This is a genomic window from Pseudoblastomonas aquimaris (assembly GCF_035481675.1).
GTDB lineage: Bacteria > Pseudomonadota > Alphaproteobacteria > Sphingomonadales > Sphingomonadaceae > Alteriqipengyuania_B.
This window is the reverse complement of record NZ_JAYJJW010000001.1, coordinates 117,711-140,866: the sequence shown is the minus strand read 5'-3', so window position 1 is coordinate 140,866 and position 23,156 is coordinate 117,711. Positions and strand designations below refer to the sequence as shown.

Genomic DNA, 23,156 nt, shown 5'->3' with positions numbered 1-23,156 from the left:
TTACTTCTTCTTCCCTTCCTTGCGGAAGATGTATTCGCCGCGGTACTTGATGCCCTTGCCCTTGTACGGCTCGGGCTTGCGCCAGCGGCGGATTTCTGCGGCGACCTGGCCGACCTTCTGCTTGTCGATCCCGCTGATCTCAACGGTGGTCTGGTCCGGCGTCTTGATCTCGATCCCTTCGGGGATGTCGATGTCGACGTCGTGGCTGTAGCCGAGCTGCAGGTTCAGGGTCTTGCCCTTTACCGCGGCACGATAGCCAACGCCCGAGATCTCGAGGACCTTCGTGAACCCTTCGGTCACGCCTTCGACGAGGTTGTTCACCAGCGTGCGCTGCATGCCCCAGTGGTTGCGTGCGGCGCGCGTGTCGTTGGCCGGCTTCACCGAGATCTCGCCGTCGTCCAGCTTGTACTCGACGAGGTCCGAAAGACCCATGGTGAGAGTGCCCTTGGGGCCCTTCACGCTCAGCGTGTCGCCTTCGATATTGGCGGTCACCCCGTTGGGGATGGCCACCGGACGTTTACCGATGCGGCTCATCAGAACACCTCCGCCAGCACTTCGCCGCCGACGTTGTCGTTGCGCGCTTCGTTGTCCGAAAGCACGCCGCGCGGCGTCGATACGATGGTGATGCCGAGGCCGTTGCGGATCGTCGGCAGTTCCTTGGAACCCGAGTAGACGCGGCGGCCGGGCTTGGAGACGCGGGCGATGTGCTTGATCGCCGGTTCGCCTTCGAAATACTTCAGTTCGATCCGCAGCTGCGGGTGCTTGCCCGAAGCGTCGTCGCTGTAGCCACGGATGTAGCCTTCGCGCTGGAGCACTTCGAGGACGTTCGCACGCAGCTTGGACGCGGGCGAAAGGACGCTGTCCTTCTTCGCCTGCTGGCCGTTGCGGATGCGGGTGAGCATGTCACCCAGAGGATCGGTCATAGCCATGTGTCAGCTCCTCACCAGCTCGACTTGGTCAAGCCAGGGATCATGCCCTTGTTGCCAAGATTGCGCAGTTCGATGCGGTTGAGCCCGAACTTGCGGTAATAGCCGCGCGGGCGGCCGGTGGTGGTGCAGCGGTTGCGCACGCGGGTGGGATTCCCGTTACGCGGCACTTCCGCCATCTTGAGGCGCGCCATCAGCCGCTCGGTCTCGTCGGCCGACGTGTCGTCCGCGATCGCCTTCAGCTTGGCATATTTCGCCGCATACTTCTTGACGAGCTTCTTGCGCCGCTCGTTCTTGTTGATGGAACTCAGTTTCGCCATTGGACTTAAGCTCTCTTCCTTTTCGGCCCTCAGGCCGCTTCTTTCTCTGCCGACTCTTCAGCCGGGAACGGGAAACCGAACAGGCGCAGCAGTTCGCGCGCTTCGTCGTCGGTCTTCGCCGTGGTGGTGACGATGATGTCCATGCCCCGGACCACGTCGATCTTGTCGTACGAGATTTCGGGGAAGACGATCTGCTCCTTCAGGCCCATCGCATAGTTGCCGCGACCGTCGAACGACTTCGGGTTGACCCCGCGGAAGTCGCGGATGCGGGGCATCGCGATGGTGACCAGGCGGTCGAGGAATTCATACATGCGTTCACGGCGCAGGGTGACCTTGCAACCGATCGGCATGCCTTCGCGCAGCTTGAACTGGGCGATCGACTTCTTGGCCTTGGTGATGACCGGCTTCTGGCCGGCGATCAGTTCCATTTCCTCGGCAGCGGTCTGGACCTTCTTCTTGTCCTGGCTCGCCTCGCCGACGCCCATGTTGAGCGTTATCTTCTCGATCTTCGGCACTTCGAGGGCGTTCTTGTAACCGAACTTCTCGGTCATCGCCTTGACGATCTGGTCGTCGTAGCGCTGCTTCATGCGGGGGGTATAATCAGCCATCGATGGTCTCCCCGGACTTGACTGCGACGCGAACCTTCTTGCCGTCGCGCTCTTCGATGCGCACGCGGGTGGCCTTGCCGTCCTTGGGATCGACAATCGCGACCTTGGCGATGTGCATCGGCGCCGGCGTGCGGTCGATGCCGCCCTGCGGGTTCGCCTGGGTGGGCTTGCGGTGACGGGTCATCACGTTGACGCCTTCCACCAGGACCTTCGCGTCCTTCGGGAAAACCTGCATGACGGTGCCGGTCTGGCCCTTGTCCTTGCCAGACAGAACCACGACGGTGTCACCCTTCTTGATCTTTGCGGTCGCCATTACAGCACCTCCGGAGCCAGGCTGATGATCTTCATGAAGCCGCGGCCGCGCAGTTCGCGCACCACCGGGCCGAAGATACGGGTGCCGATCGGCTCTTCGCTCTTGTTGACGAGGACCGCGGCATTGCTGTCGAAGCGAATGACGCTGCCGTCGGGGCGACGGACGTCCTTCTTCGTGCGCACGATCACCGCGCGGTGAACGTCGCCCTTCTTGACCTTGGCACGCGGCTGTGCCTCCTTCACGGAGACGACGATCACGTCCCCGACGCTTGCGGTGCGGCGCTTCGACCCGCCCAGTACCTTGATGCACTGGACGCGCTTTGCGCCGCTGTTGTCCGCGACGTCGAGATTGGATTGCATTTGGATCATTGATCCGGTTCCTTCTCATGGCTTGCCGGAACCAGTCCGGCAGTTCCTTGCGGGGTTGCCGATCGCCGGGGCGATCAGCCGATTTCGTTGTTGGCCGCCTCGACTTCGAGATCGGCTTCGACTGCCTGCGTTCCGCCGGCGGTCACGCGATCCTTCACGATCCAGCTCTTGGTCTTGGAGATCGGCTTGGTCTCCTCGATCCGGACCACATCGCCGAGGCCGTATTCGTTGGCTTCGTCGTGGGCGTGGTACTTCTTGGAACGACGGATGATCTTGCCGTAGAGCGGGTGCTTGACCTTGCGCTCCACCAGCACGGTCACGGTCTTGTCCGTCTTGTCGGAGGTGACCGTTCCGATGAGAATACGTTTCGGCATCGGTTGCTCCTTAAGCCTTGGCGGCTGCGGACCGTTCGGTCTGCAGCGTCTTGATGCGGGCGATCTGGCGGCGCACTTCCTGGATGCGTGCGGGACGCTCCAGCTGGTTGGTCGCAGCCTGGAAGCGCAGGTTGTACTGCTCGCGCTTCAGCTCGGTCAGCTCTTCCACGAGCTGGTCGTCGGACTTGGTCCGCAGGTCTTCAATCTTGCTCATGATCAGCCCTCCAGGTGGCTCGTGTCGCCGAGGCGGGCCACGACCTTGGTCTTGATCGGCAGCTTCATCGCAGCGCGGCTGAAGGCTTCGGCGGCCAGCGGGCCGGCAACGCCGTCGAGTTCGAACAGGATGCGGCCCGGCTTCACGCGCGCGGCCCAGTATTCGACCGAACCCTTGCCCTTACCCTGACGGACTTCGGCAGGCTTCTTCGAAACCGGCACGTCCGGGAAGACGCGGATCCAGAGACGGCCCTGGCGCTTGATGTGGCGGGTGATCGCACGACGCGCAGCTTCGATCTGGCGTGCGGTGATGCGTTCCGGCTCCATCGCTTTCAGGCCATAGGACCCGAAGTTCAGGTCCGTACCGCCCTTGGCGTTGCCATGGATCTTGCCCTTGAAGGCCTTGCGGAACTTGTGTTTTTTCGGTTGCAGCATGGTTCTTTACCTCAACGAGCCGGCCTGACGCCGGACGTCTGTGCTTCCATCATCAGGCGATCCTGCGCCATCGGGTCGTGGCCGAGGATCTCGCCCTTGAAGACCCACACCTTGATGCCGATGATGCCATAGGCGGTCAGCGCCTCGGCTTCGGCATAGTCGATGTTGGCGCGCAGCGTGTGCAGCGGCACACGGCCTTCGCGATACTGTTCGACACGGGCGATTTCCGCGCCGCCGAGACGGCCGCCGCACACGATCTTGATGCCTTCGGCACCAAGGCGCATGGCCGACTGCATGGCGCGCTTCATCGCACGGCGGAAGGCGACACGGCGGATAAGCTGGTCGGCAATGCCCTGGGCGACGAGCTTGGCGTCGATTTCCGGCTTGCGGATCTCGACGATGTTCAGCTTCACTTCGCTGCTGGTCATGCCGGCGAGCTTGGAGCGCAGCTTTTCGATGTCCGCGCCCTTCTTGCCGATGATCACACCCGGACGAGCCGCGTAGATCGAGATGCGGCACAGCTTGGCCGGACGTTCGATCACCACCTTCGAAATCGCGGCCTGCGGCAGCGTGTCGACGATGTACTTGCGGATCTCGATGTCTTCCTTCAGCTGCTGCGCATAGTCAGCACCTTCGGCATACCACCGGCTGTCCCAGGTACGGTTGATCTGCAGGCGCAGACCGATCGGATTGCTCTTCTGGCCCATCTTACGCCTCTTCCACTTCGCGCACGACGATCCGCAGCCGGCTGAACGGCTTCAGGATGCGGGTGCTCTTGCCGCGGCCACGCGTATGGAAACGCTTCATGGTGACCGATTTGCCGACGCTGGCTTCGGCGACGATGAGGGCGTCGACGTCCAGGTCGTGGTTGTTTTCCGCGTTGGCGATCGCGCTGGCCAGCACCTTGCTGGCGTCACGCGCCATCGCACGCTTCGAAAAGGCGAGGATGTTCATCGCATCTTCGACCTTCTTGCCGCGGATGAGCTCGGCAACGAGGTTCAGCTTCTGGGCGGAACCACGGATGGTGGTGCCGACCGACAGCGCCTCGTTATCGGCGACGCGGCGGGGAGCTTTCTGCTTGCTCATCAGCGCTTGCCCTTCTTGTCGGCGGCGTGACCCGGGAAGGTGCGCGTGGGCGCGAATTCACCGAGCTTGTGGCCGACCATGTCCTCGTTGACGGACACCGGAATGAACTTGTGGCCATTGTAGACGTTGAACGTCAGGCCGACGAATTGCGGCAGGATCGTGCTGCGACGCGACCAGGTCTTGATCGGCTTCGCATTGCTCTGGTCCTGCGCGTCTTCCGCCTTCTTGAGAAGGCTGAGTTCGACGAACGGACCCTTCCAAACGGAACGTGCCATGTGCCCTTACCTCTTCTTCTTGGCGTGGCGCGAACGGATGATCATCTTGTCCGTCTGCTTGTTGTTGCGGGTGCGTGCGCCCTTGGTCGGCTTGCCCCACGGGGTAACCGGGTGACGGCCGCCGCTGGTGCGGCCTTCACCACCACCGTGCGGGTGATCGACCGGGTTCTTGGCGACGCCGCGCGTCAGCGGACGCTTGCCCTTGTGGCGGGTGCGACCGGCCTTGCCGAAGTTCTGGTTCTGGTTGTCGGGGTTCGAGACCGCGCCAACCGTACCCATGCATTCGCCGCGGATGTAGCGCTGCTCGCCCGAGTTCAGGCGAACGATGACCATGCCGCGGTCACGACCGACGAGCTGGACGTAAGCGCCTGCCGAACGGGCGATCTGGCCGCCCTTGCCCGGCTTCATCTCCACGTTGTGGCAGATGGTGCCGACCGGCATCTGGCTGAGCAGCATCGCGTTGCCCGGCTTAACGTCGGTCTTCTCGCCTGCGATCACCTTGTCGCCTGCAGCAACGCGCTGCGGGGCGATGATGTAGGCAAGCTCGCCGTCGTCATACTTGACCAGTGCGATGAAGGCGGTGCGGTTGGGATCGTATTCGATCCGCTCCACGGTGCCTTCCACGTCCCACTTGCGACGCTTGAAGTCGACAAAGCGGTACTTCTGCTTGTGACCGCCGCCGATCCCGCGCGAAGTGACGTGACCCTTGTTGTTGCGGCCGCCCGTCTTGCGCTTGCCTTCCGTGAGCGACTTTTCCGGCTTCCCTTTCCAGAGGCCGGTCTTGTCGACCAGGATGAGGCCGCGGCGCGCGGGGCTCGTGGGGTTATAGTTCTTGAGTGCCATTGTTCGTGTCCTGTCCCTGGCCTCAGATACCGCCGGTGATGTCGATTGCGTCCTGGCCTTCGGCCAGCGTCACGATCGCCTTCTTCACGTCGGTGCGCTTGTAGGGCTTGCCCTTCCAGCGCTTGGTTTTGCCCTTCACGTTGATCGTGTTCACGTTCGCGACCTTGGTGTCGTAGATAGCTTCCACGGCTTCCTTGATCTGCGGCTTGGTAGCGCCGCTTGCGACCTTGAACACGACCGCGTTGAATTCCGACGCCATCGTCGATTTCTCGGTGATGTGCGGCGCAACGATCACGTCGTAGTGACGGGCGTCGATTTCCTGCTTCTTAGCCATTGAAACGCGCCTCCAGCTTTTCGACCGCGTCGGTGGTGAGGACCAGCGTGTCGTGCTTCAGGATGTCGTAGACGTTGGCACCCATCGCCGGCATCACGTTGATGCCCGGAAGGTTGCCGGCTGCGCGAGCGAACTTGTCGTTCACGCTCTCGCCGTCGATCACGAGGACCTTGCCGGCGAAACCGGCCTTGTCCAGCTGACCTTTCAGGACCTGCGTCTTCGCATCGTCGAGATCGAGGCTGTCGACGATCACGAGACCTTCCTTCGCCTTGCTCGACAGGGCCATCTTGAGGCCGAGCGCGCGGATCTTCTTGTTGAGCGACTGCTCGAAGTCGCGCTTGCGCGCGCCATGGGCCTTGCCGCCGCCGATGAAGATCGGGGCCTTGCGGTCGCCGTGACGAGCAACACCGCCGCCCTTCTGCTTGCCGTACTTCTTGCCGGTACGCGCGACGTCCGAACGCTCACGCGTCGGGCGTGCCGTGGCACGGCGGTTTTCGAGCTGCCAGGTGACGACGCGGTGCAGGATGTCCGCACGCGGCTCGACACCGAAGACGTCGTCGTTCAGTTCGACTTCGCCGCCCTTGCCCGAGACGGCCTTGCCGTCGAGTTTCTGGACCTTGACCTTCACGATCAGGACTCCTTGCTGTCAGCGTCGGGCACGTCGGTTTCCGGCGCGGCCTCGGCATTCTGTTCGGTTACTGCGCTCTCCGCGCCGGCTTCCTGCTCTTCGAGGAGCTTGGCCTGCTGTTCGGCGGAGACTTCCAGCTTCACTTCGTGTGCTGCAGCGCTTTCGACCAGGCCGGCGTCGGCTTCTTCCGAAGCGAATTCTTCCTGGTTGCGATACATCACGCCCGGGAACGGCAGGTCGTCGTGCTTCACCTTCACGGCGTCGCGGATGAGCATCCAGCTGTTCTTGGTGCCGGGAACGCTGCCCTTCACGAAGATCAGGCCGCGCTCCGCATCGGTGCGAACCACTTCGAGGTTCTGCTGCGTGCGCTGGCGATCGCCCATGTGACCAGCCATCTTCTTGTTCTTGAAGACGCGGCCCGGATCCTGGCGGTTACCCGTCGAACCGTGCGAACGGTGGCTGATCGACACACCGTGGGTGGCGCGCAGGCCCCCGAAGCCCCAACGCTTCATGGCGCCCGCAAAGCCCTTGCCCTGCGTGTGGCCGGTGATGTCGACCTTCTGGCCGGCGACGAAGTGGTCCGCGCTGATCCGCGCGCCGACGGGAAGGAGGCCTTCCTCGTTCTCGACACGGAATTCGGCGACCTTCTTCTTCAGGCCGACTTCAGCCTTGGCGAACTGTTCGCGCTGCGGCTTGTTGACATTCTTCTGCTTCGCTTCACCGGCGCCCAGCTGGACGGCGAAATAGCCATCCCGGTCGGCGGTGCGGTGGGAAACGACCTGGCAGTTTTCCAGCGACATGACGGTCACGGGCACGTGACGGCCATCCTCCTGGAACAGGCGGGTCATTCCAACCTTTTTCGCGATCACGCCACTGCGCATGATCCAATCTCCTCACAGAGGCACTCCGGACCATCCGAGGTGCTTGCCAGCCCTGATTGTCATGCGTCGCCCCGTCCGGGCTGAGATGCTCCCGAGAAGGGAGCGAGACGGGGGACGCAGCCCGGACATGTCCGGCGGTATCCCTATGTCTTGCCGGTTCGGTGACCGGCGGGGCGATAGGAGCCCCGAATTTTCCTGGTCGTTTAAGGTCCCACCAGAAGGACCGGAGCAAACCCGGTTAAGCGAGCTTGATTTCCACGTTCACGCCAGCGGCCAGGTCCAGCTTCATCAGCGCGTCGACCGTCTGGGCGTTGGGCTGCACGATGTCCAGCAGCCGCTTGTAGGTGCGCACCTCGAACTGCTCGCGCGACTTCTTGTCGATGTGCGGGCCGCGGTTCACGGTGAACTTCTCGATGCGCGTCGGCAGCGGAATGGGACCCCGGATCAGCGCGCCGGTGCGACGTGCAGTGTCTGCGATTTCGCCAGTCGCCTGGTCGAGAACGCGGTGATCGAACGCCTTGAGGCGAATGCGAATATTCTGGGCTTCCATGTCCACTTACCGATGCGAAAGAGCCAGGAAATTGCCTCGCGGCGTTTTCCATAAATAAAGAGAGCCGCCCCGCCTCGCCGGTTTCCCGGAAAAGGGGCGGCCCCCCAAAAACCTGACCGGCGGGGACGAATCCCCGCCGGTGCGCAGGCCTATATTACTTCGTGATGGTGCTGACAACCCCCGAACCGACGGTCCGGCCACCTTCGCGGATTGCGAAGCGCAGGCCTTCGTCCATGGCGATCGGAGCGATCAGCTTGACCGAGATCGTCACGTTGTCGCCCGGCATCACCATTTCCGTGCCTTCGGGAAGGATCACTTCGCCGGTCACGTCGGTGGTGCGGAAGTAGAACTGCGGGCGGTAGTTGGCGAAGAACGGCGTGTGACGGCCGCCTTCGTCCTTCGACAGCACGTAGACTTCGGCGCTGAATTCGGTGTGCGGATTGACCGAACCCGGCTTTGCGAGGACCTGGCCACGCTCGACTTCTTCACGGCCGACGCCGCGGATCAGGGCGCCCACGTTGTCGCCGGCTTCGCCGCGGTCGAGCAGCTTGCGGAACATTTCCACGCCGGTCACGGTCGTCTTGGTGGTGTCCTTGATGCCGACGATTTCGACTTCGTCACCCACGTTCACGACGCCGGTTTCGATACGGCCGGTCACAACCGTACCGCGACCCGAGATCGAGAACACGTCCTCGATCGGCATCAGGAAGTCCTTGTCGACCGGACGTTCCGGCTGCGGGATGTAGCTGTCGACAGCGTCCATCAGTTCCTTGATCGACTTTTCGCCGATTTCCTCGTCGCGGCCTTCCAGGGCAGCAAGGGCCGAACCCTTGATGATCGGAATATCGTCGCCCGGGAAGTCGTAGTCGCTCAGCAGTTCGCGAACTTCGAGTTCGACGAGCTCGAGGATTTCTTCGTCGTCGACCTGGTCGACCTTGTTCAGGTAAACGACCAGTGCCGGCACGCCGACCTGGCGGGCAAGCAGGATGTGCTCGCGCGTCTGCGGCATCGGGCCGTCGGCTGCGTTCACGACCAGGATAGCGCCGTCCATCTGGGCAGCACCGGTGATCATGTTCTTCACGTAGTCGGCGTGGCCCGGGCAGTCGACGTGCGCATAGTGACGTGCGTCGGTTTCATATTCGACGTGTGCGGTCGAGATGGTGATGCCGCGCTCGCGCTCTTCGGGAGCCTTGTCGATGTTTGCGAAATCGACAGCCGAACCCTGCACCTTGGTGATGGCCGCGGTCAGCGTGGTCTTGCCGTGGTCGACGTGACCGATGGTGCCGATGTTGCAGTGCGGCTTGTTCCGCTCGAATTTTTCCTTCGCCATGTCTCAATAACCTCTGTTTGAAATGAATTTCATACGGGATGAAGGCGGCACCCGCTGAATCAGGCGCCGCCCCTAGCTTTGTTGCTCGCCTTAGGCAAGCTTCTCCTTGACCTCTGCAGCCACGTTCGCGGGCACTTCGTCGTAGTGCGAGAACTGCATCGAGTACTGGGCACGGCCCTGGGTGAACGAACGCAGCTCGTTAACGTAGCCGAACATGTTCGCCAGCGGCACATTGGCCTCGACCGCCTGGGCGTTACCGCGCGTGTCGGTGCCCTGGATCTGGCCACGACGGCTGTTGAGGTCGCCGATGACATCGCCGAGGTAATCCTCGGGCGTCACGACCTCGACCTTCATGATCGGTTCCAGCAGCTTGATGCCGGCACGGTCCGCGACTTCGCGCATTGCACTGCGACCGGCGATTTCGAACGCGATCGCGCTCGAGTCGACGTCGTGGTACGCGCCGTCATACAGGTTGACCGTGAAGTCGATGATCGGGAAGCCGACGAGATGGCCGCTTTCGGCCTGCTCGCGGAAGCCCTTCTCGATCGCGGGGATATATTCCTTCGGAATGTTACCGCCCTTGATCTCGTCTTCGAACACGAAGCCCTGGCCGCGCTCACCCGGGGTGACCTTGACCTTGACGCGGCCGAACTGGCCGGAGCCGCCCGACTGCTTCTTGTGGGTGTAATCCACGTCCACCGGCTTCGCGAGGTATTCGCGATAAGCCACCTGCGGCGCGCCGACGTTGGCTTCGACCTTGAACTCGCGCTTCATGCGATCGACGAGGATGTCGAGGTGAAGCTCGCCCATGCCCTTGATGATCGTTTGGCCCGATTCGTGGTCGGTCGTGACGCGGAAGCTCGGATCCTCGGCAGCCAGGCGGTTGAGGGCGACGCCCATCTTTTCCTGGTCGGCCTTGGTCTTCGGTTCCACCGACAGTTCGATCACCGGCTCGGGGAATTCCATCCGCTCGAGAATTATCGGCTTGGCCGGATCGCACAGCGTGTCGCCGGTCGTGGTTTCCTTCATCCCGGCCAGCGCGACGATGTCGCCTGCGAACGCTTCCTCGATGTCCTCGCGGTTGTTCGAGTGCATCAGCAGCATGCGGCCGATCTTTTCCTTCTTGTCCTTCACCGAGTTCAGGACGCTGCCCTTGGCGAGCTTGCCCGAATAGATGCGGGTGAAGGTGAGCGAACCGACGAACGGGTCGTTCATGATCTTGAAGGCCAGCGCGGCGAACGGCTCGTCGTCGCTCGACGGACGGGTCTGTTCCTCGTCGCTGTCTGGCAGCACGCCCTTGATCGCCGGCACGTCGAGCGGGCTCGGCATGTAGTCGACCACGGCGTCGAGGAGGGGCTGGACACCCTTGTTCTTGAACGCGGAGCCGCACAGCACGGGCACGAAGTCGCGCGCCATGGTACCCTTGCGGATCAGCTTCTTGAGCGTCGCGGCGTCGGGCTCGTTACCTTCGAGATAGGCTTCCATGACCTCGTCGTCCTGTTCGACGGCGGTCTCGACCAGCTTTTCCCGGTATTCGGCTGCCTTGTCGGCGAGGTCTTCGGGAATGTCGACGAACTCGTACTTCGCGCCGAGATCTTCGTTCTGCCACACGATGCCGCGCATGTTGACGAGGTCGACGACGCCCTTGAGGTCGCTTTCCGCGCCGATCGGGAGATACAGCACCAGCGGCGTTGCGCCGAGGCGGTCGACGATCGACTGCACGCAGTAGTAGAAGTCGGCACCGGTACGGTCGAGCTTGTTGATGAAGCACATCCGCGGCACGCCGTACTTGTCGGCCTGGCGCCAGACGGTTTCGGATTGGGGTTCCACACCGGCAACCCCATCAAAAACAGCCACCGCACCGTCGAGCACGCGCAGCGAGCGTTCGACTTCGATGGTGAAGTCAACGTGGCCCGGGGTGTCGATGATGTTGATGCGGTGCTTGGGCATGTCGGCACGCAGCGCTTCGGGTTCCGAGCGCGGGTCCATGGTCGCGTCTTCCGCGGTCCAGAACGTGGTCGTCGCGGCCGACGTGATGGTGATGCCGCGCTCCTGCTCCTGCTCCATCCAGTCCATCGTCGCGGCACCGTCGTGCACTTCGCCGATCTTGTAGGACTTGCCGGTGTAGTAGAGAATACGCTCGGTCGTGGTGGTCTTGCCGGCATCGATGTGGGCCATGATGCCGATATTGCGATAGCGCTCCAGCGGATAGTCGCGGGCCATGTCAAATTCCTCGGATTTGGGGACGAACCTGTGTTCGGCCCCCATATGGTTACTTTTGTGACCAGTTAAAGACGCCCCGCCGCAGCGGCGAGGCGCCCTGCCCCGACCTTACCAGCGGTAGTGGCTGAACGCGCGGTTGGCATCCGCCATGCGGTGCGTGTCTTCGCGCTTCTTGACCGCGTTGCCGCGGTTGTTGGCCGCATCCATCAGCTCGCCCGAGAGGCGGGCGGCCATGGTGGTTTCGGCCCGGCCGCGCGCGGCGGAGATCAGCCAGCGGATGGCCAGCGCCTGCGCACGTTCCGGGCGCACTTCCACAGGCACCTGGTACGTCGCACCGCCGACGCGGCGGCTGCGCACCTCGACCTGCGGCTTGATGTTGTTCAGCGCCTCGTGGAAGGTCTGCACCGGATCGGTCTTGGCCTTGGCCTCGACCGTGTCCAGCGCGCCATAGACGATGCGCTCTGCAGTGGATTTCTTGCCGTCGAGCATGAGGTTGTTCATGAACTTCGACAGCACCTGATCACCAAACTTGGGATCGGGAAGGATGACCCGCTTTTCGGGACGACGACGACGTGACATTTTCGATTACTCCTTCGGAGTGGGGCCGGGCCTACCCTCTCCCCCGCCCTTCCACCCTTGAGGGTATGCTTCCGGGTGGAAGGGCGGGGGAGAGGGTAGGCGCGGCATAAGCTGGCGGCAGAAGCCGTCAGCGCACCCAACAAAGATCCTTACTTCGGACGCTTGGCGCCGTACTTCGAACGGCTCTGCTTGCGATCCTTCACACCCTGCGTGTCGAGCACGCCGCGCAGCACGTGGTAACGCACGCCGGGAAGGTCGCGCACACGGCCGCCGCGGATCAGCACCACGGAGTGTTCCTGGAGGTTGTGACCCTCGCCCGGAATGTAGGAGATGACTTCGCGCTGGTTGGTCAGGCGGACCTTGGCCACCTTGCGCAGCGCCGAGTTCGGCTTCTTCGGGGTCGTCGTGTAGACGCGGGTGCAAACGCCGCGCTTCTGCGGGTTCGCTTCCATCGCAGGGACCTTGGACTTGGCCTTCTGCGGAACGCGGCCCTTGCGGACCAGCTGGTTGATCGTCGGCATAGTTACTCTTCACCTTGTTTTCTGTCCGGGCGACTTGCCCGGCCAGGTCACCTCATCCGGGCGGGGAAGCGAAGCTGGCCACCGGCCAATCCGGTTCCCACTTTCCCCGATGAGGTTCCGGCTTTTCCCGCAAACGCGGATCCGGCCGGATTGGCGGCGACGTGCGGTCGGGGATGGCATGTTCGGGTTCGGGCGGCTTCGCGCAACACCCGCTCGTCCTGAGCTTGCCCGAAGGACAGCCAAGACGCGAATGTGCAAACCGCACGAGCCTGAAACACTCCACCCACAGGCCGCATGGCCACCGGGTTACTTTGACGGCTGCCCCGAACGGTTTGCGCTTTTCGCGCACCCGCTCCAATAGAAAAGAGCCCCACCGCACCAGCTGGAAAGCTTGGGCGAGAGGCCCCGGGACATGACCGGCAATGTTCAGCTCTATCTGACCGATGCTGGACAGGTCCTTCACCGGATGGCCGCGCACTTAGGGGGATTCGGGTGGAGGGTCAAGGGTGGGCGTGGCCGCCTGGGTATTGGATCGCCCCAAGCAGCCCAATAGTCGCGCTTCTTGCTCCGGCAATAAATGCGGCCCCCTGTTATGGATGTGGATACGTCGCGGCTGAGCCGTCAACCGCCTTCGAGGAAGGCATCGACAAGCACGTATGTTTCCGGACCGTACCGCACTGTCACGCGGTCGCCACTACGCTCGATCTTGAAGTCCCATCCGGCCGATCCGTCCGACTGCGCGCTATCGGCAGAAAACGGTGTGGTTCCCCGAACGAATATCGCGCGGGTCCTGCCATCAGGCTTTTTCACCTCGACCAGCGTCGTCCCGTCGTCACCCCAGTTCCGCTTCACACCCGCCGAGCAGGACGCGTTCGGCGCCGCTCCGCCCAACCCGCAGGGGATGTCCGCCGTAGCATTGTAGTCCGTCCCCGCGACCTTCGCGTCCGCGTCGGCAGCTGTAGCGGGGTCCGGCGGCGGCGGCGAACCGTTCTCTTCCCGGGACGCCCGATCGTTCGGCACGGAAACCAGCGTGACCCCGTCGATTGTCGTCACCCTGGTCCCACCGAGGGCTTCGGCCTGCTCCTCGGTCGGGCATCCGACCAGGTCCGCAGTATGGTCGAGAAAATCAGCCGTTGCCGCACTTTCGCCCAAACGACGGCACGGATCGCCCGCCGCAGGATAGCCATCGCCGAAAGGGGCCAGACTCTCCGGGATGGCAAGACCACCGCTCGTAGCAGTGGCGGTTTCGGAGGTATCCTGCGCTTGCTCCGCCGAGTTCGCCGAACACGCTGCGAGAACGCAGGAGAATGCCAGCGTCGAAGCGAACTTGCCCATTGTCCTTACCGACATTGCGGGTGCGTCCCGATATCGCGAATGTCGTAGAAGCGTCCATCCGCGATCGTGACTTGCACACATTGCCGGGTTTCGGGCTGCCACTGGATCGAATAACGAGTGTTGCCGGACGTGAAATTGTCGACCTGCCGGAAGCCCCGACGTTCGAGCTCGCTCATTCCGCCTGCCGCACGGGCATTTGCAAGATCGTCGATCTGCGCGGTCTGGGCATATCCGCCCCGCCCCCTGTGATGGTCCAAGTTCGCAGTCCGCTGGTCCACCCCGGCTCGGTAGCCGTTGGCGTAGGCGTCGCTTCGGTCGTAATTGTGGTAGGCGGCATTATGCACGCCATCGACGAAACCGCGCTCGTACTGTGCTTCATCCGCATCATTGTCATGGTGGGCGCCATCGTCGTGATGGTGCGACTTGTGGGTCAGAAGGGCGCCCAGAATGGCGGCCCCCGCAGCGACCCCTACCGCGACGGCCGCACCGTCACCCCGATGTTTCCCGCAATCCTGGTCGGAGGCGTCCACGATGCTTTCGACCCTGCCATCGTAAACTTCGATGCGCACGCAGTCGTCATCCGCATCGTCCCACCAATAGCTGTAGATATAGCCCATCGTGTTCCGGTCGCTGGAGATGTGCGCAAATCCGCGCGACTGCAGCATGCTTTCCGCATTGCGGCCGAGTTCCCCGTTGATGTCGACCAACTGGTCCGCCTTTTCGGCGAGGGCGGGATTCGCGACCAAACCTGCGACGGCGACACTGGTGAAAGCGAAGGTCAATGCACGTTTCATGGCTATTCTCCTTAAGGGAAAAGCGACTCCGAACGATTGAAATGCAGCCTCGCAAATGCAGCCGCAGAGTCAAGTCGCCGGTTAACCAAGTATCGCTGGCAGCATGCGTGGCTCGAATAATTACAACCCGGATATCACGGATGAAATGGCGATGATCAGGATTAACGCCTGGAGAAAACTTACGAGAGCGTGCCACGCCCCTTTAAACGCCGAAACGCCCAACTCGCGCGCGAACCAGCGAGCCTGCAGGACAAGATACCAGATGGTCGCCAACGACAATATTGCGAGGATGACGAGAAGCGCTTGGACCGACGCCTCCATATATTTCGCTACGAGGAGCGGCGCCGTGCTGACGACCAGAGCATACGGAGCAATGACGAAGCTTTGCGAATAAAACGGAGGTTTGAGCGTCTTGCGGTCGAGCTTGACGTGCTTGCGGCGCAATAGCCGAAGTGAGAGTATCAGAGGGTAAATGCTGAAGATCAGGATGCGGTATCCGAGAAGGTTCTGATCCTCCGCCAATATCTCCGGCAGGTCGGATTCCTCGCCGACCGAGATCTCTAACAGGTGCGAGATGCCCAGAGTGATTGCCAAGAAAATTGGGGGGCTGAGCATGTCGGAATAATAATCGTCGGGATCGTCTTCCAATTCTTTGTCGGCATAGCTCATCATGTATGCCGGTTTGACGAGGACTTTCCAGAAGGTCAGCGGGTAGAACACGAGCCAGGTGATCACCTCGAAGACAAACGCTTCGAGCGATTTCAGCAATTTCATGAAGTCCATGAGCCGCCCCTTGCTCGCGTGGTGTCAAGCCAAGGATGCCCAAACGGCGGCCGATGTCAAACCGGAGCAAGGACGGTTCGAACTTCGCGTGGCTCCTGCTATGGGCATCAAATGACTATCCCCGCCGACCTCGAAATCCACACCGCGCTGCAAGACGGCACGCCCGTGTGCATCCGGCAGGTGCGGGAAAGCGATGCGGCGGCCATGCGGGCGGGCATCGCGAAAATGTCGCCCCGCTCGCGCTACTTGCGCTTCTTCTCGGGCGCGACGAATGTGCCGGAATGGGTGATAGAGCGGCTGGTGTCGGGCGACGGGGCGCACCACCTCGCCTGGGGGGCCATCGCGGTGGACGCTGCGGGGGAGCCGGCCATCGGCGTCGTCCACGCCTTCCGCGACGCGGACGATCCGGATAGCGCGGAATTCAGCGTCGGCGTGCTCGACGAATACCACGGGCTCGGCCTTGGCAAGCTGTTGGTGGCGACGATCCTGCTGGCCGCGCGGGCGGAGGGGCTGGACCAGTTCACCGCCGAAACGCTGGCGGAAAACGGCAGCGCGGTGTCCTTCGTCCGCTCGCTGGGGGGCGAGCTGATCGCAAGCGGCGGGGCGACGCGCAGCTGGCAGCTCGACGTCGACCGCGCCATCGCCGTGCTGCGCGGCGAATGCGACCCGCCCGGCATGGCGCAGGTGTTCGAAAAGCTGGGCTAGCCTAGCCGCGCCATTCGCGTGCCAGCAGCCCCCAGATGAAGCTGTCGCGCACGCCGATATGCGTCTCCCACTGTTCGCGCAGGCGCCCTTCGCAGGCGAAGCCCAGGCTTTCGAGCAGGCGGTTGGACGGCGTGTTGTCGGGATCGGTGTCCGCCCACACGCGGCGCAATTCCATGGTCCCGAACATGTGATCGAGCAACGCGGTCATGCATTCGCGCGCCACGCCATCGTGCTGCCGTGTCTTCACCACGAGGTAGCCGGTTTCCATCACCGCCGGATCGTCGTCCGGAATGGCGACGAGGCGGGCGACAGGGGCGCCGGTCGCGCGGTCTTCCGCGATCCAGCAATGCCCGTCCCAGTCGGGATCGCGCAGCCAGCCGTCGAGTTCCTCCGCGCTTTCGAAAGGCCCGCGGCTCCACCAGCGCATCTGCTCCTCGTCCGCCATGGTGGGGAGGAAATGCGCCGTATCGCCGGGCTCTATATTGCGCAGCGTGAAGCGCGCGGTTTCGAGGGTGGGGACGATGTGCTTCACTCGGCCATCGCCTCGGCCGCAGCTTCAACGGCCTCGGCTTCTGCTTCGACCTCGTCGGCAGCATCCTCCATCAAGTCCGCCATTGCCTCGGCCTCGTCCTGCAGCGCCGCCATGAGCGACCCGTCCGCATCGTGGCGCACCAGCATCGTGAACGGACCGCCGTCGCCGACCGCGCTCAGCGCCCGCAGGCGGAGCGACCGCAGCCACGCCGCATCCACGCCTTCCAGCGGCAGCACCAGCCGGGCATCCAGCCCTTCCCCGCCATCGTCGTCGTCCAGCGCGGAGGCAAAGCCCAGCGGCGTCGCAAAGCCGGCCTGCAGGGTCGAATCCATGTCGTCCGACATCATGTCCACGACCAGCGAGCCGCCGGCCCCACCCAGCATCGCCACGGCCTCTTCCGACAGGCTGTATTCGGCATAGGCAGTGCCGTAGCCCCCCTCCCCGTCCGTGGTCACGAAGCTGAAATCGCCGGGCGTTTCGGTGCCGAGCGCGAGCGTGCCGCCGTTCTCGATATAGGCGATTTCCTCGATCGACAGGGCATAGGCGCCCGCCGCCCCGTCGAACGTATCGGCGCGCAGCGTGTACACGCCGTCCGCCGGCAGCTTCACGCGGATCAGCGAGTTGAGCCCGTCGCCCGCATCGTCATTCGCGGCGATTTCTTCGCCGTCCGTTCCCTCGCCTGCAAACAGGGCGAGGCGCGGGTCGATATCGTCGGCGGTCATGCGGATGGAAACGAGCTGGCCCGCGCGCCCGGTGAAGCGATAGACCGCGCCCTGGTCACGCTGCAGCATGCCCTTCTGCGCCCCGCCGATGGCGATCGGCTCCACGCGCGGGGGGACGTAGGCGGTCGTGCGCAGGAGGATGTCGAACGTCCCGCCCATCGGCCCGTCCTCACCGTCCTGGTATTCGCTCACCTCGAGCCGGAAGCGCCGCCGCCGCTCTGTTTTCAGCTCGATCCGGCTGTCGAGGTCGAAGCCGCCGTCGTCGTCTTGCGCCACCAGTTCGCCGCTGTCGGCGTCGTACAGCGAAGCGAGCGAATCCCCGCCTTCGCGCGGGATCACCTGGATGACCACCTGCTGGTTCGCCGGCACGGTGAAGGTGAAGCTCTTCGCCTCGCCGCCGGCGGCAAACGTGTCGCTATAGGCGCGCAGGTCGTTGTCCGAGCGGTCGAGGTTGCGCGCATCCTGCGCCGCGGCGGGAACGCCGGCGAGCATGGTGGCGGCAGCCAGCAGGGCCAGCGGCAGGCGATTGGCGATCATGTGAAATTTCCCCTCTGCGATCTGCGCCCATATTAACGGAAGCGCTGCCATGCGAAAGGGCGTTAAGCGTTTGCGGCCCTAGGGTCAGGACCCATTACTGGCACGGGCGTGGCGGCAAGATGACGAAGATATCGGACGAAACTGCGTGCAGCGAAGGCTGGATGCCTTCGCCAGCCATGTCTTGTTCGAGATCGAAGTCATCTTGCCGTCCTTCGGATTTGGTCAATTGGCCCCTGTGCAGCGTCACGGAAGCTTGAAAATGCCACGGCATTTCCGGCGCTCCCGTTCCTTGCACACCGCTTTGCTGGGGCCAATTGACCCAACCACGCTCCGCGCCAGTAATGGGTCCTGACCCTAAGCCGCGCCCTCGCCCGAAAGGGCCGCGACCAGCGCGCGCATCTTGGCCTGCCGCCATTGCGGGCGCGGCGCGACGAGCCAGTAGGACCGGCGCCCCTCGCTCGGTCCTTCCAGCGCGACCAATCGCCCGTCGGCCAGCGCATCCTCGACCAGCAGGAAGGGCAGGATCGCACGGCCCAGCCCGGCCAGCGCGCTGGTGAGCGCCTGCCCCGCATTTCCGACCTGCAGCACGGGCTTTGCGCCTTCAGGCAGCGCGGCGCCGGGCCATTCGATCCAGTCTTCGAGCGCATCGGGAGTCGCGTCAGACGCCGCCACGGTCACCTTGCGCGCGGGGGCCAGCTGGATGCCTTCGAACTCGCCCGGCCCTTCGACCAGCCGGATCGCGCAATCGAGGTTGGCTTCGGTGAAGTCCGCATCCTCGTCTGCATGGAAGGTAAAGCGCGCGCCCGGATTGCCCTTGCGGAAAGCGGCGAGGCGCGGGGCGAGCCACATGCCGTAAAACTCGCGCGGCGCGGCGATCGTATAGCGGTCGGATGCCTGCCCCGCCTGCATCGCCTGCACGCTTTCTTCGAACTTGATGAAGCCTTCGCGCAGGGAATCGAGCCCCGCCAGCCCTTCGTCCGTCAGCTCCAGCCCCTTGGACGTGCGGCGGAACAGCACGACGCCCAGCACATCCTCCAGCGCGCGGATCTGCTGTCCCACGGCGGCCGGCGTCACCGCCAGCTCGTCCGCCGCGCGGGTAAAGCTGACATGGCGCGCCGCCGCGTCGAACACGCGCAAGGCGTTGAGGGGAAGGAGCGTCCGCTTCATGGCCGCGCGGATTTAGGCGGGCGGGGTGCGGGTGGCAAGGTTACCAGATGCTACGACACCACTCGGTCTGCACGTCGTGCCGATTCCTCTATGCTCATGCTTCGGGTAAAAGCGCGCGAAGGCGTGGTAGTTGACCATCTTTCCAAGCCCGATCCAAATGATCGCCGTTAATAGGGTTGCGTTCGCACCAATCCGTCATCCAACGAATGTCGTCGTCATCATCATGATGCACGAAACGATTTAATTTCGCGCGATGCTGTGCGCCAAAAAGCGGAGCGCAGAGGTCTTGGCCAAGACGTGAAGTTTTACAAAGTTTTCTTTCCAAACCAGACAGTTGGGTCGCCTTGAAAGGTTGCTTTGGGGCGTCAGACCTTCGAGCCGCCGGGACCATCCTCTTTTTTCGATCAAGCGCTCTCCAACCCCACATTCCATGGAAAAGTTGGTTTCGACTGGGCCGTGTCTCGTGGATCAGTCGACAAAATTCCGTCACCCTTTCTCGGTATTCACCGTCGTCGTTCCGCTCCTTGACCTTCAAAAGAAAGTCGACCTTTGAAGCAGTCGGGCGATCGGTCACGCCCAATGCCTCCAACTCCGACCTCGAGAACCCCGTCAAGTATTCAAGCAACTCATCAACGAAGTACTCAACCTGTCCCCACAACACCGCAATTCGTCCTATTCGGGCGTGCTCGTTATCTGTGAGAGGTGAAATGTAGCCCGCCACGTATTCAAGCGGATCAGTTGATGCTTCCATTTTCTGTCTCTCTAAAGATCGTTAAGTGTGACAAGTGGATGCCAATGGAAGCTCTTCGCTCCTTCTACTCACCCAGCACCCCCTTCGCCTCAGGGTACAGCCTTCCCAGCAGCGTCTCGCCCATCTGGACGAGCAGCGTGCGAAGGCGCTCCGTGACCGCAGCTTCCCCGGCATCGCGGGCGTCCTTGCGGATGCGGTCGAGGGCGGGGCCGTTTTCCTCGACCACCTTTTCCACCTCGGCCTGCCAGAAATCGGGGTGTTCGCCTTCTTCCCACTGGCCGCGCCCGCGCCCGAAATGGGCGACAGCGAGGTAGCGCAGCAGCGCGGCGCCGGTGATGCCGCGGAAAAACTCGTCGGACCAGCGCAGCGAACTGCCGTCCTCCCCGCGCGCCATGTTGATGCCCTTGGCCAGCCCGCCCGCGCCGAGCGCGCCGAGGATGCCGCCCACGATCATTCCGCCGCCCAGCGTCAGCCCGCCGGCCATCACGTCCGCCGCAAGGCCGGTGACCGCGCCGGTCGTCATCGCGCCGAGGATGGCGGAGAAGCCTTCGGGCGTCTTCTCGCCGCGGTGGTAATCCTTGCCGAGCCGTTCCAGCACCTTGCGTGCGGCCTTGCCGTCCAGCCCGTGCAGTTCGATCATCGTCTCGGTCGATTGCGCAGTGCCGATGGCGAGGCGTTCGGACAGCGCTGCCATGGCGGTCTTCACTTCCTTGCTTTCGCCCCGGCCGCCCTTGATCGTGGCGGACAGCTCGCTGCGCCAGTCGCCGTCGCCCACTTTCTCGGAATCGCGCGCCGCGGCGGCGAGCTGCGCGGCGATGGCGGCCATGGAGGCTTCGAAGCGGGCACGGTTGAGGCCTCGCCAGCGCGCCGCAAGCCGCTCCATCGCAGGGCGTTTGTCTTCCGGCAGCAGGGGCTGCACGCGGTCGAGCAACACGCCTTCCTGCACCCAGCAGCGGGCAAAGGCATCGAGCGGCAGCACGCCGCGCACGAAGGGATAGCGGGCGAGGTGGTCGGCCCACCGCTTCGCCTCCCCGCCCGTGTCGGCCTTGGGCGATCCCATCTGGTTGAGCAGGATCAGCACCGGCTTGCCGATCCAGGCGAGCACGTCCATTTCCAGCGCGACATAGGCGGCGGACGCCGGATCTTCCGCCGCGTTGACGAGGTAGAGGATGACGTCGGCCTGGTCGCGCGCGTTCTTCACCGCCTGCTGGCTCGACCACAGGGGGCGTTCGCGGAAGCGGTCCCACACCTGCGTCAGGAACCAGCCGATCGGGTTGCCCGACTTGCGCAGCCGGTCGACCAGCCGCGCGGTGTCGCCGAAGCCGGGCGTGTCCCACAGCATCAGCGTGTCGCCGCCCGCCTGCACCAGCACATGGCCGCTGGCGAGGTCCGTCACATGGGCCGCATCGCGCACCTCGCCGATGTCGCGGCCCAGCATGGTGCGCGCCAGCGTGGTCTTGCCCGCGTTGGTGTGGCTGATGAGGGATAGGTTGACGGTGGTGCCGGCAGCTTCGGGCAGGTTTTCGGTCTGGGGCTCGGTCATGCGTAAAGCGCCTCTCCGGTGGTCAGCGCTTCCAGCCGCTGCGCTTCCACGGCGGGATCGGCCGCGGCGATATCCATCACCAGCGCGGTCGTGCCGAAGGACTTGAGCAGCTTCTCCCAGTTCGCGCGGCGTTCGGCCACGCGTTCTTCCAGCCCCGATTGCCCGGCGAAGTGGCGGCGGAACGGTCCTTCGTCCACCACTGCGACCAGCCGCTGGCCGGGACGCTCCTTGTGCAGCCGCAGCCGCAGCGCATCGGCGAACCAGCCGTGGTTCTCCCGCTCCGGCGTGGCGGAGAGGCTGAAAAGGGCGACGTGGATGTCGGTCTGGTCGGAAAAGGCGACGCCCTCCACCCACGCATCCTCGTTGCCATAGGGCACGGGGCTGTCGAAGCGCACCGCCACGCTTTCGCCTAGCGCGGCGCGCAGCAGGTCCGACAGGCTGGCCTGGGTGGCTGCGTCCGGCGTGTAGGCATAGGGGGTGACGCGCAGTTCCGCCCCGCCGCCGTCGCGGGCGCGCAGCAGGCGGCGGGTGTAGAAATCCTCCCGCCCCGGAATGGCGATGCGGCGCTTGCCGCGCGCCGCCGCGAGCGCATTCCACCCGGCCAGCAGCAGGCGCGGGATGGCGACGAAGCCGACGAGTGTTGCGGTATAAAGCACGATCCACGGGCCCGCGTTCTCGCCGCCGTTCTCCCACGCCAGAGCGCGGATGCCCTCCACATCGGGGATCGCGATGCCGGTCGCGGCGCTGGCCGGGCCGAGCACCCAGCCGAGCAGCGTGTGCACCGCATCGGGCCCGAGGAATGTGCTTTCCCAGCCCGCGCGATATTCCACCGTCAGCGCGCGCAAATAGATGCTGACGATCACGCCCAGCGCGAACATCGCCGCGCCCAGGTGCAGTACGATCGCGCCGCGGCGGATGTTGAGCTTGCCCGCGACCCGCGCCCAGTCCGCCCCGAAGCGTCCCAGCGCCGCCGATGTCTCCGCCGACCACGCGGCGCCGCGCTGCGCAAGCCACTTGCGTGGTTTCGCCAGCCAGCCGGAGGCGGCGGGCATGCGGCTGCCCGCAATGCTGCGCACCGCCATGGCGGCATAGGCGACGAGGTTCCACGCCACGAGGCCGAGCAGCGGCACGGCCAGCAGGTTCAGCCGCTTGCCGCTCGCCAGTTCGTTGCTTGCAAGGCCCAGCACGAAGGCGACCAGCGGCACCACCGCCGCCAGCCAACCGGGGAAGCGCGTGGCGGCCAGCGCCCGCTTCACTGCCGGATGCCGCGTCTCCAGCCTTGTCGCGGCGAAATTGGCCCGCGCCGCGAGGAAGTCCGCCGGGGCGGCGCCTTCGCCCAGCCGCGCCCCGGCGAGGTCGGCTTCGGACCGGTCCTCCCGCGTCAGCAGCGTGTGGTTCTCGTCGCCCGCTTCCACCGCGCGCACGAGGTAGAAGGCGCGCGCGTCGTCCTCTGCCATGCGCAGGCGGTCAGCGGCCATCG

Annotated in this window: 31 protein-coding genes; 1 reads left to right on the top strand and 30 read right to left on the bottom strand. The window is 64.0% G+C overall.

Features of this window, described 5'->3' with window-relative positions; all coding sequences use genetic code 11:
* The 24 genes from rplF to VCJ71_RS00630 all read right to left on the bottom strand — a co-directional run bounded on the left by rplF (position 1) and on the right by VCJ71_RS00630 (position 15,719).
* Complete coding sequence (gene rplF / locus VCJ71_RS00745; RefSeq protein WP_324638415.1) at positions 1-534, bottom strand: 50S ribosomal protein L6; 534 nt, start codon at positions 532-534, stop codon at positions 1-3.
* On the bottom strand, positions 534-929 hold the full coding sequence (gene rpsH / locus VCJ71_RS00740; protein ID WP_290134779.1) for a 30S ribosomal protein S8: 396 nt from the start codon (positions 927-929) through the stop codon (positions 534-536). Before rpsH ends, rplF begins: the two co-directional genes overlap by 1 nt.
* 11 nt (positions 930-940) lie before the next feature.
* Positions 941-1,246, bottom strand: a complete 306-nt coding sequence (gene rpsN / locus VCJ71_RS00735; RefSeq protein WP_290134778.1) for a 30S ribosomal protein S14 — start codon at positions 1,244-1,246, stop codon at positions 941-943.
* 29 nt (positions 1,247-1,275) lie between these two features.
* Positions 1,276-1,854 (bottom strand): 50S ribosomal protein L5, encoded by a 579-nt coding sequence (gene rplE / locus VCJ71_RS00730; RefSeq protein ID WP_290134777.1) that lies wholly within the window; start codon positions 1,852-1,854, stop codon positions 1,276-1,278.
* Complete coding sequence (gene rplX / locus VCJ71_RS00725) at positions 1,847-2,167, bottom strand: 50S ribosomal protein L24 (protein ID WP_324638414.1); 321 nt, start codon at positions 2,165-2,167, stop codon at positions 1,847-1,849. Before rplX ends, rplE begins: the two co-directional genes overlap by 8 nt.
* On the bottom strand, positions 2,167-2,535 hold the full coding sequence (rplN, locus tag VCJ71_RS00720) for a 50S ribosomal protein L14 (protein WP_067680194.1): 369 nt from the start codon (positions 2,533-2,535) through the stop codon (positions 2,167-2,169). Before rplN ends, rplX begins: the two co-directional genes overlap by 1 nt.
* A gap of 74 nt (positions 2,536-2,609) precedes the next feature.
* Complete coding sequence (gene rpsQ / locus VCJ71_RS00715; protein WP_290134775.1) at positions 2,610-2,909, bottom strand: 30S ribosomal protein S17; 300 nt, start codon at positions 2,907-2,909, stop codon at positions 2,610-2,612.
* 10 nt (positions 2,910-2,919) lie between these two features.
* The gene (gene rpmC / locus VCJ71_RS00710; protein ID WP_290134774.1) at positions 2,920-3,123 is read right to left on the bottom strand and encodes a 50S ribosomal protein L29; all 204 of its coding nucleotides are present in this window, start codon (positions 3,121-3,123) and stop codon (positions 2,920-2,922) included.
* 2 nt (positions 3,124-3,125) lie between these two features.
* Positions 3,126-3,557 carry a 50S ribosomal protein L16 gene (gene rplP / locus VCJ71_RS00705; protein WP_290134773.1) on the bottom strand — a complete coding sequence of 144 codons (432 nt, stop codon included), beginning with the start codon at positions 3,555-3,557 and terminating at the stop codon, positions 3,126-3,128.
* A gap of 11 nt (positions 3,558-3,568) precedes the next feature.
* Entirely contained in the window at positions 3,569-4,264 is a 696-nt protein-coding gene (gene rpsC, locus VCJ71_RS00700; protein ID WP_324638412.1) for a 30S ribosomal protein S3, read from the bottom strand.
* A 1-nt stretch (position 4,265) separates the two neighbouring features.
* Positions 4,266-4,643: a 50S ribosomal protein L22 gene (gene rplV / locus VCJ71_RS00695; RefSeq protein ID WP_290134771.1), complete on the bottom strand. Its 378-nt coding sequence runs from the start codon at positions 4,641-4,643 to the stop codon at positions 4,266-4,268.
* Positions 4,643-4,918: a 30S ribosomal protein S19 gene (gene rpsS, locus VCJ71_RS00690; RefSeq protein WP_290134770.1), complete on the bottom strand. Its 276-nt coding sequence runs from the start codon at positions 4,916-4,918 to the stop codon at positions 4,643-4,645. The genes rplV and rpsS overlap by 1 nt, the downstream gene beginning before the upstream one ends.
* Before the next feature lie 6 nt (positions 4,919-4,924).
* The gene (rplB, locus tag VCJ71_RS00685) at positions 4,925-5,761 is read right to left on the bottom strand and encodes a 50S ribosomal protein L2 (protein ID WP_290134769.1); all 837 of its coding nucleotides are present in this window, start codon (positions 5,759-5,761) and stop codon (positions 4,925-4,927) included.
* 22 nt (positions 5,762-5,783) lie between these two features.
* Complete coding sequence (locus VCJ71_RS00680) at positions 5,784-6,095, bottom strand: 50S ribosomal protein L23 (protein WP_290134768.1); 312 nt, start codon at positions 6,093-6,095, stop codon at positions 5,784-5,786.
* The gene (rplD, locus tag VCJ71_RS00675) at positions 6,088-6,723 is read right to left on the bottom strand and encodes a 50S ribosomal protein L4 (RefSeq protein WP_324638411.1); all 636 of its coding nucleotides are present in this window, start codon (positions 6,721-6,723) and stop codon (positions 6,088-6,090) included. The genes VCJ71_RS00680 and rplD overlap by 8 nt, the downstream gene beginning before the upstream one ends.
* A 2-nt stretch (positions 6,724-6,725) precedes the next feature.
* Positions 6,726-7,604, bottom strand: coding sequence for a 50S ribosomal protein L3 (gene rplC / locus VCJ71_RS00670; protein ID WP_324638410.1), 879 nt, complete (start codon positions 7,602-7,604; stop codon positions 6,726-6,728).
* A gap of 238 nt (positions 7,605-7,842) precedes the next feature.
* Positions 7,843-8,154 carry a 30S ribosomal protein S10 gene (rpsJ, locus tag VCJ71_RS00665; protein ID WP_034905023.1) on the bottom strand — a complete coding sequence of 104 codons (312 nt, stop codon included), beginning with the start codon at positions 8,152-8,154 and terminating at the stop codon, positions 7,843-7,845.
* A gap of 154 nt (positions 8,155-8,308) precedes the next feature.
* A complete protein-coding gene (gene tuf / locus VCJ71_RS00660; RefSeq protein WP_324638409.1) occupies positions 8,309-9,484 on the bottom strand; it encodes an elongation factor Tu in 1,176 nt (391 codons plus the stop codon).
* Positions 9,485-9,574: 90 nt separating this feature from the next.
* Positions 9,575-11,707 carry an elongation factor G gene (fusA, locus tag VCJ71_RS00655; protein ID WP_324638408.1) on the bottom strand — a complete coding sequence of 711 codons (2,133 nt, stop codon included), beginning with the start codon at positions 11,705-11,707 and terminating at the stop codon, positions 9,575-9,577.
* Positions 11,708-11,815: 108 nt separating this feature from the next.
* Positions 11,816-12,286 (bottom strand): 30S ribosomal protein S7, encoded by a 471-nt coding sequence (gene rpsG / locus VCJ71_RS00650; protein ID WP_290134763.1) that lies wholly within the window; start codon positions 12,284-12,286, stop codon positions 11,816-11,818.
* A 149-nt stretch (positions 12,287-12,435) separates the two neighbouring features.
* Positions 12,436-12,807 carry a 30S ribosomal protein S12 gene (gene rpsL / locus VCJ71_RS00645; RefSeq protein ID WP_115366484.1) on the bottom strand — a complete coding sequence of 124 codons (372 nt, stop codon included), beginning with the start codon at positions 12,805-12,807 and terminating at the stop codon, positions 12,436-12,438.
* Between the two features lie 621 nt (positions 12,808-13,428).
* A complete protein-coding gene (locus VCJ71_RS00640; RefSeq protein ID WP_324638407.1) occupies positions 13,429-14,142 on the bottom strand; it encodes a hypothetical protein in 714 nt (237 codons plus the stop codon).
* Between the two features lie 5 nt (positions 14,143-14,147).
* The gene (locus tag VCJ71_RS00635; RefSeq protein WP_324638406.1) at positions 14,148-14,936 is read right to left on the bottom strand and encodes a hypothetical protein; all 789 of its coding nucleotides are present in this window, start codon (positions 14,934-14,936) and stop codon (positions 14,148-14,150) included.
* Between the two features lie 120 nt (positions 14,937-15,056).
* Positions 15,057-15,719 (bottom strand): hypothetical protein, encoded by a 663-nt coding sequence (locus tag VCJ71_RS00630; protein WP_324638405.1) that lies wholly within the window; start codon positions 15,717-15,719, stop codon positions 15,057-15,059.
* Positions 15,720-15,830: 111 nt separating this feature from the next.
* On the opposite strand from VCJ71_RS00630, the gene VCJ71_RS00625 reads away from it, so the two are divergent.
* Entirely contained in the window at positions 15,831-16,424 is a 594-nt protein-coding gene (locus VCJ71_RS00625; protein ID WP_324638404.1) for a GNAT family N-acetyltransferase, read from the top strand.
* A gap of 1 nt (position 16,425) precedes the next feature.
* Here the strand turns inward: VCJ71_RS00625 and VCJ71_RS00620 are convergent, their stop codons facing one another.
* From VCJ71_RS00620 to VCJ71_RS00595, 6 genes are all read right to left on the bottom strand, one after another.
* On the bottom strand, positions 16,426-16,956 hold the full coding sequence (locus tag VCJ71_RS00620; protein WP_324638403.1) for a GNAT family N-acetyltransferase: 531 nt from the start codon (positions 16,954-16,956) through the stop codon (positions 16,426-16,428).
* A complete protein-coding gene (locus VCJ71_RS00615; protein ID WP_324638402.1) occupies positions 16,953-18,215 on the bottom strand; it encodes a PPC domain-containing protein in 1,263 nt (420 codons plus the stop codon). The genes VCJ71_RS00620 and VCJ71_RS00615 overlap by 4 nt, the downstream gene beginning before the upstream one ends.
* Positions 18,216-18,569: 354 nt before the next feature.
* Positions 18,570-19,382 (bottom strand): LysR family transcriptional regulator, encoded by an 813-nt coding sequence (locus VCJ71_RS00610; RefSeq protein ID WP_324638401.1) that lies wholly within the window; start codon positions 19,380-19,382, stop codon positions 18,570-18,572.
* Positions 19,383-19,476: 94 nt separating this feature from the next.
* A complete protein-coding gene (locus VCJ71_RS00605) occupies positions 19,477-20,133 on the bottom strand; it encodes a hypothetical protein (RefSeq protein WP_324638400.1) in 657 nt (218 codons plus the stop codon).
* 64 nt (positions 20,134-20,197) lie between these two features.
* Positions 20,198-21,676, bottom strand: a complete 1,479-nt coding sequence (locus VCJ71_RS00600; RefSeq protein WP_324638399.1) for a DUF3482 domain-containing protein — start codon at positions 21,674-21,676, stop codon at positions 20,198-20,200.
* Positions 21,673-23,154 (bottom strand): DUF2868 domain-containing protein, encoded by a 1,482-nt coding sequence (locus VCJ71_RS00595; protein ID WP_324638397.1) that lies wholly within the window; start codon positions 23,152-23,154, stop codon positions 21,673-21,675. The genes VCJ71_RS00600 and VCJ71_RS00595 overlap by 4 nt, the downstream gene beginning before the upstream one ends.
* Positions 23,155-23,156 lie beyond the last annotated feature (2 nt).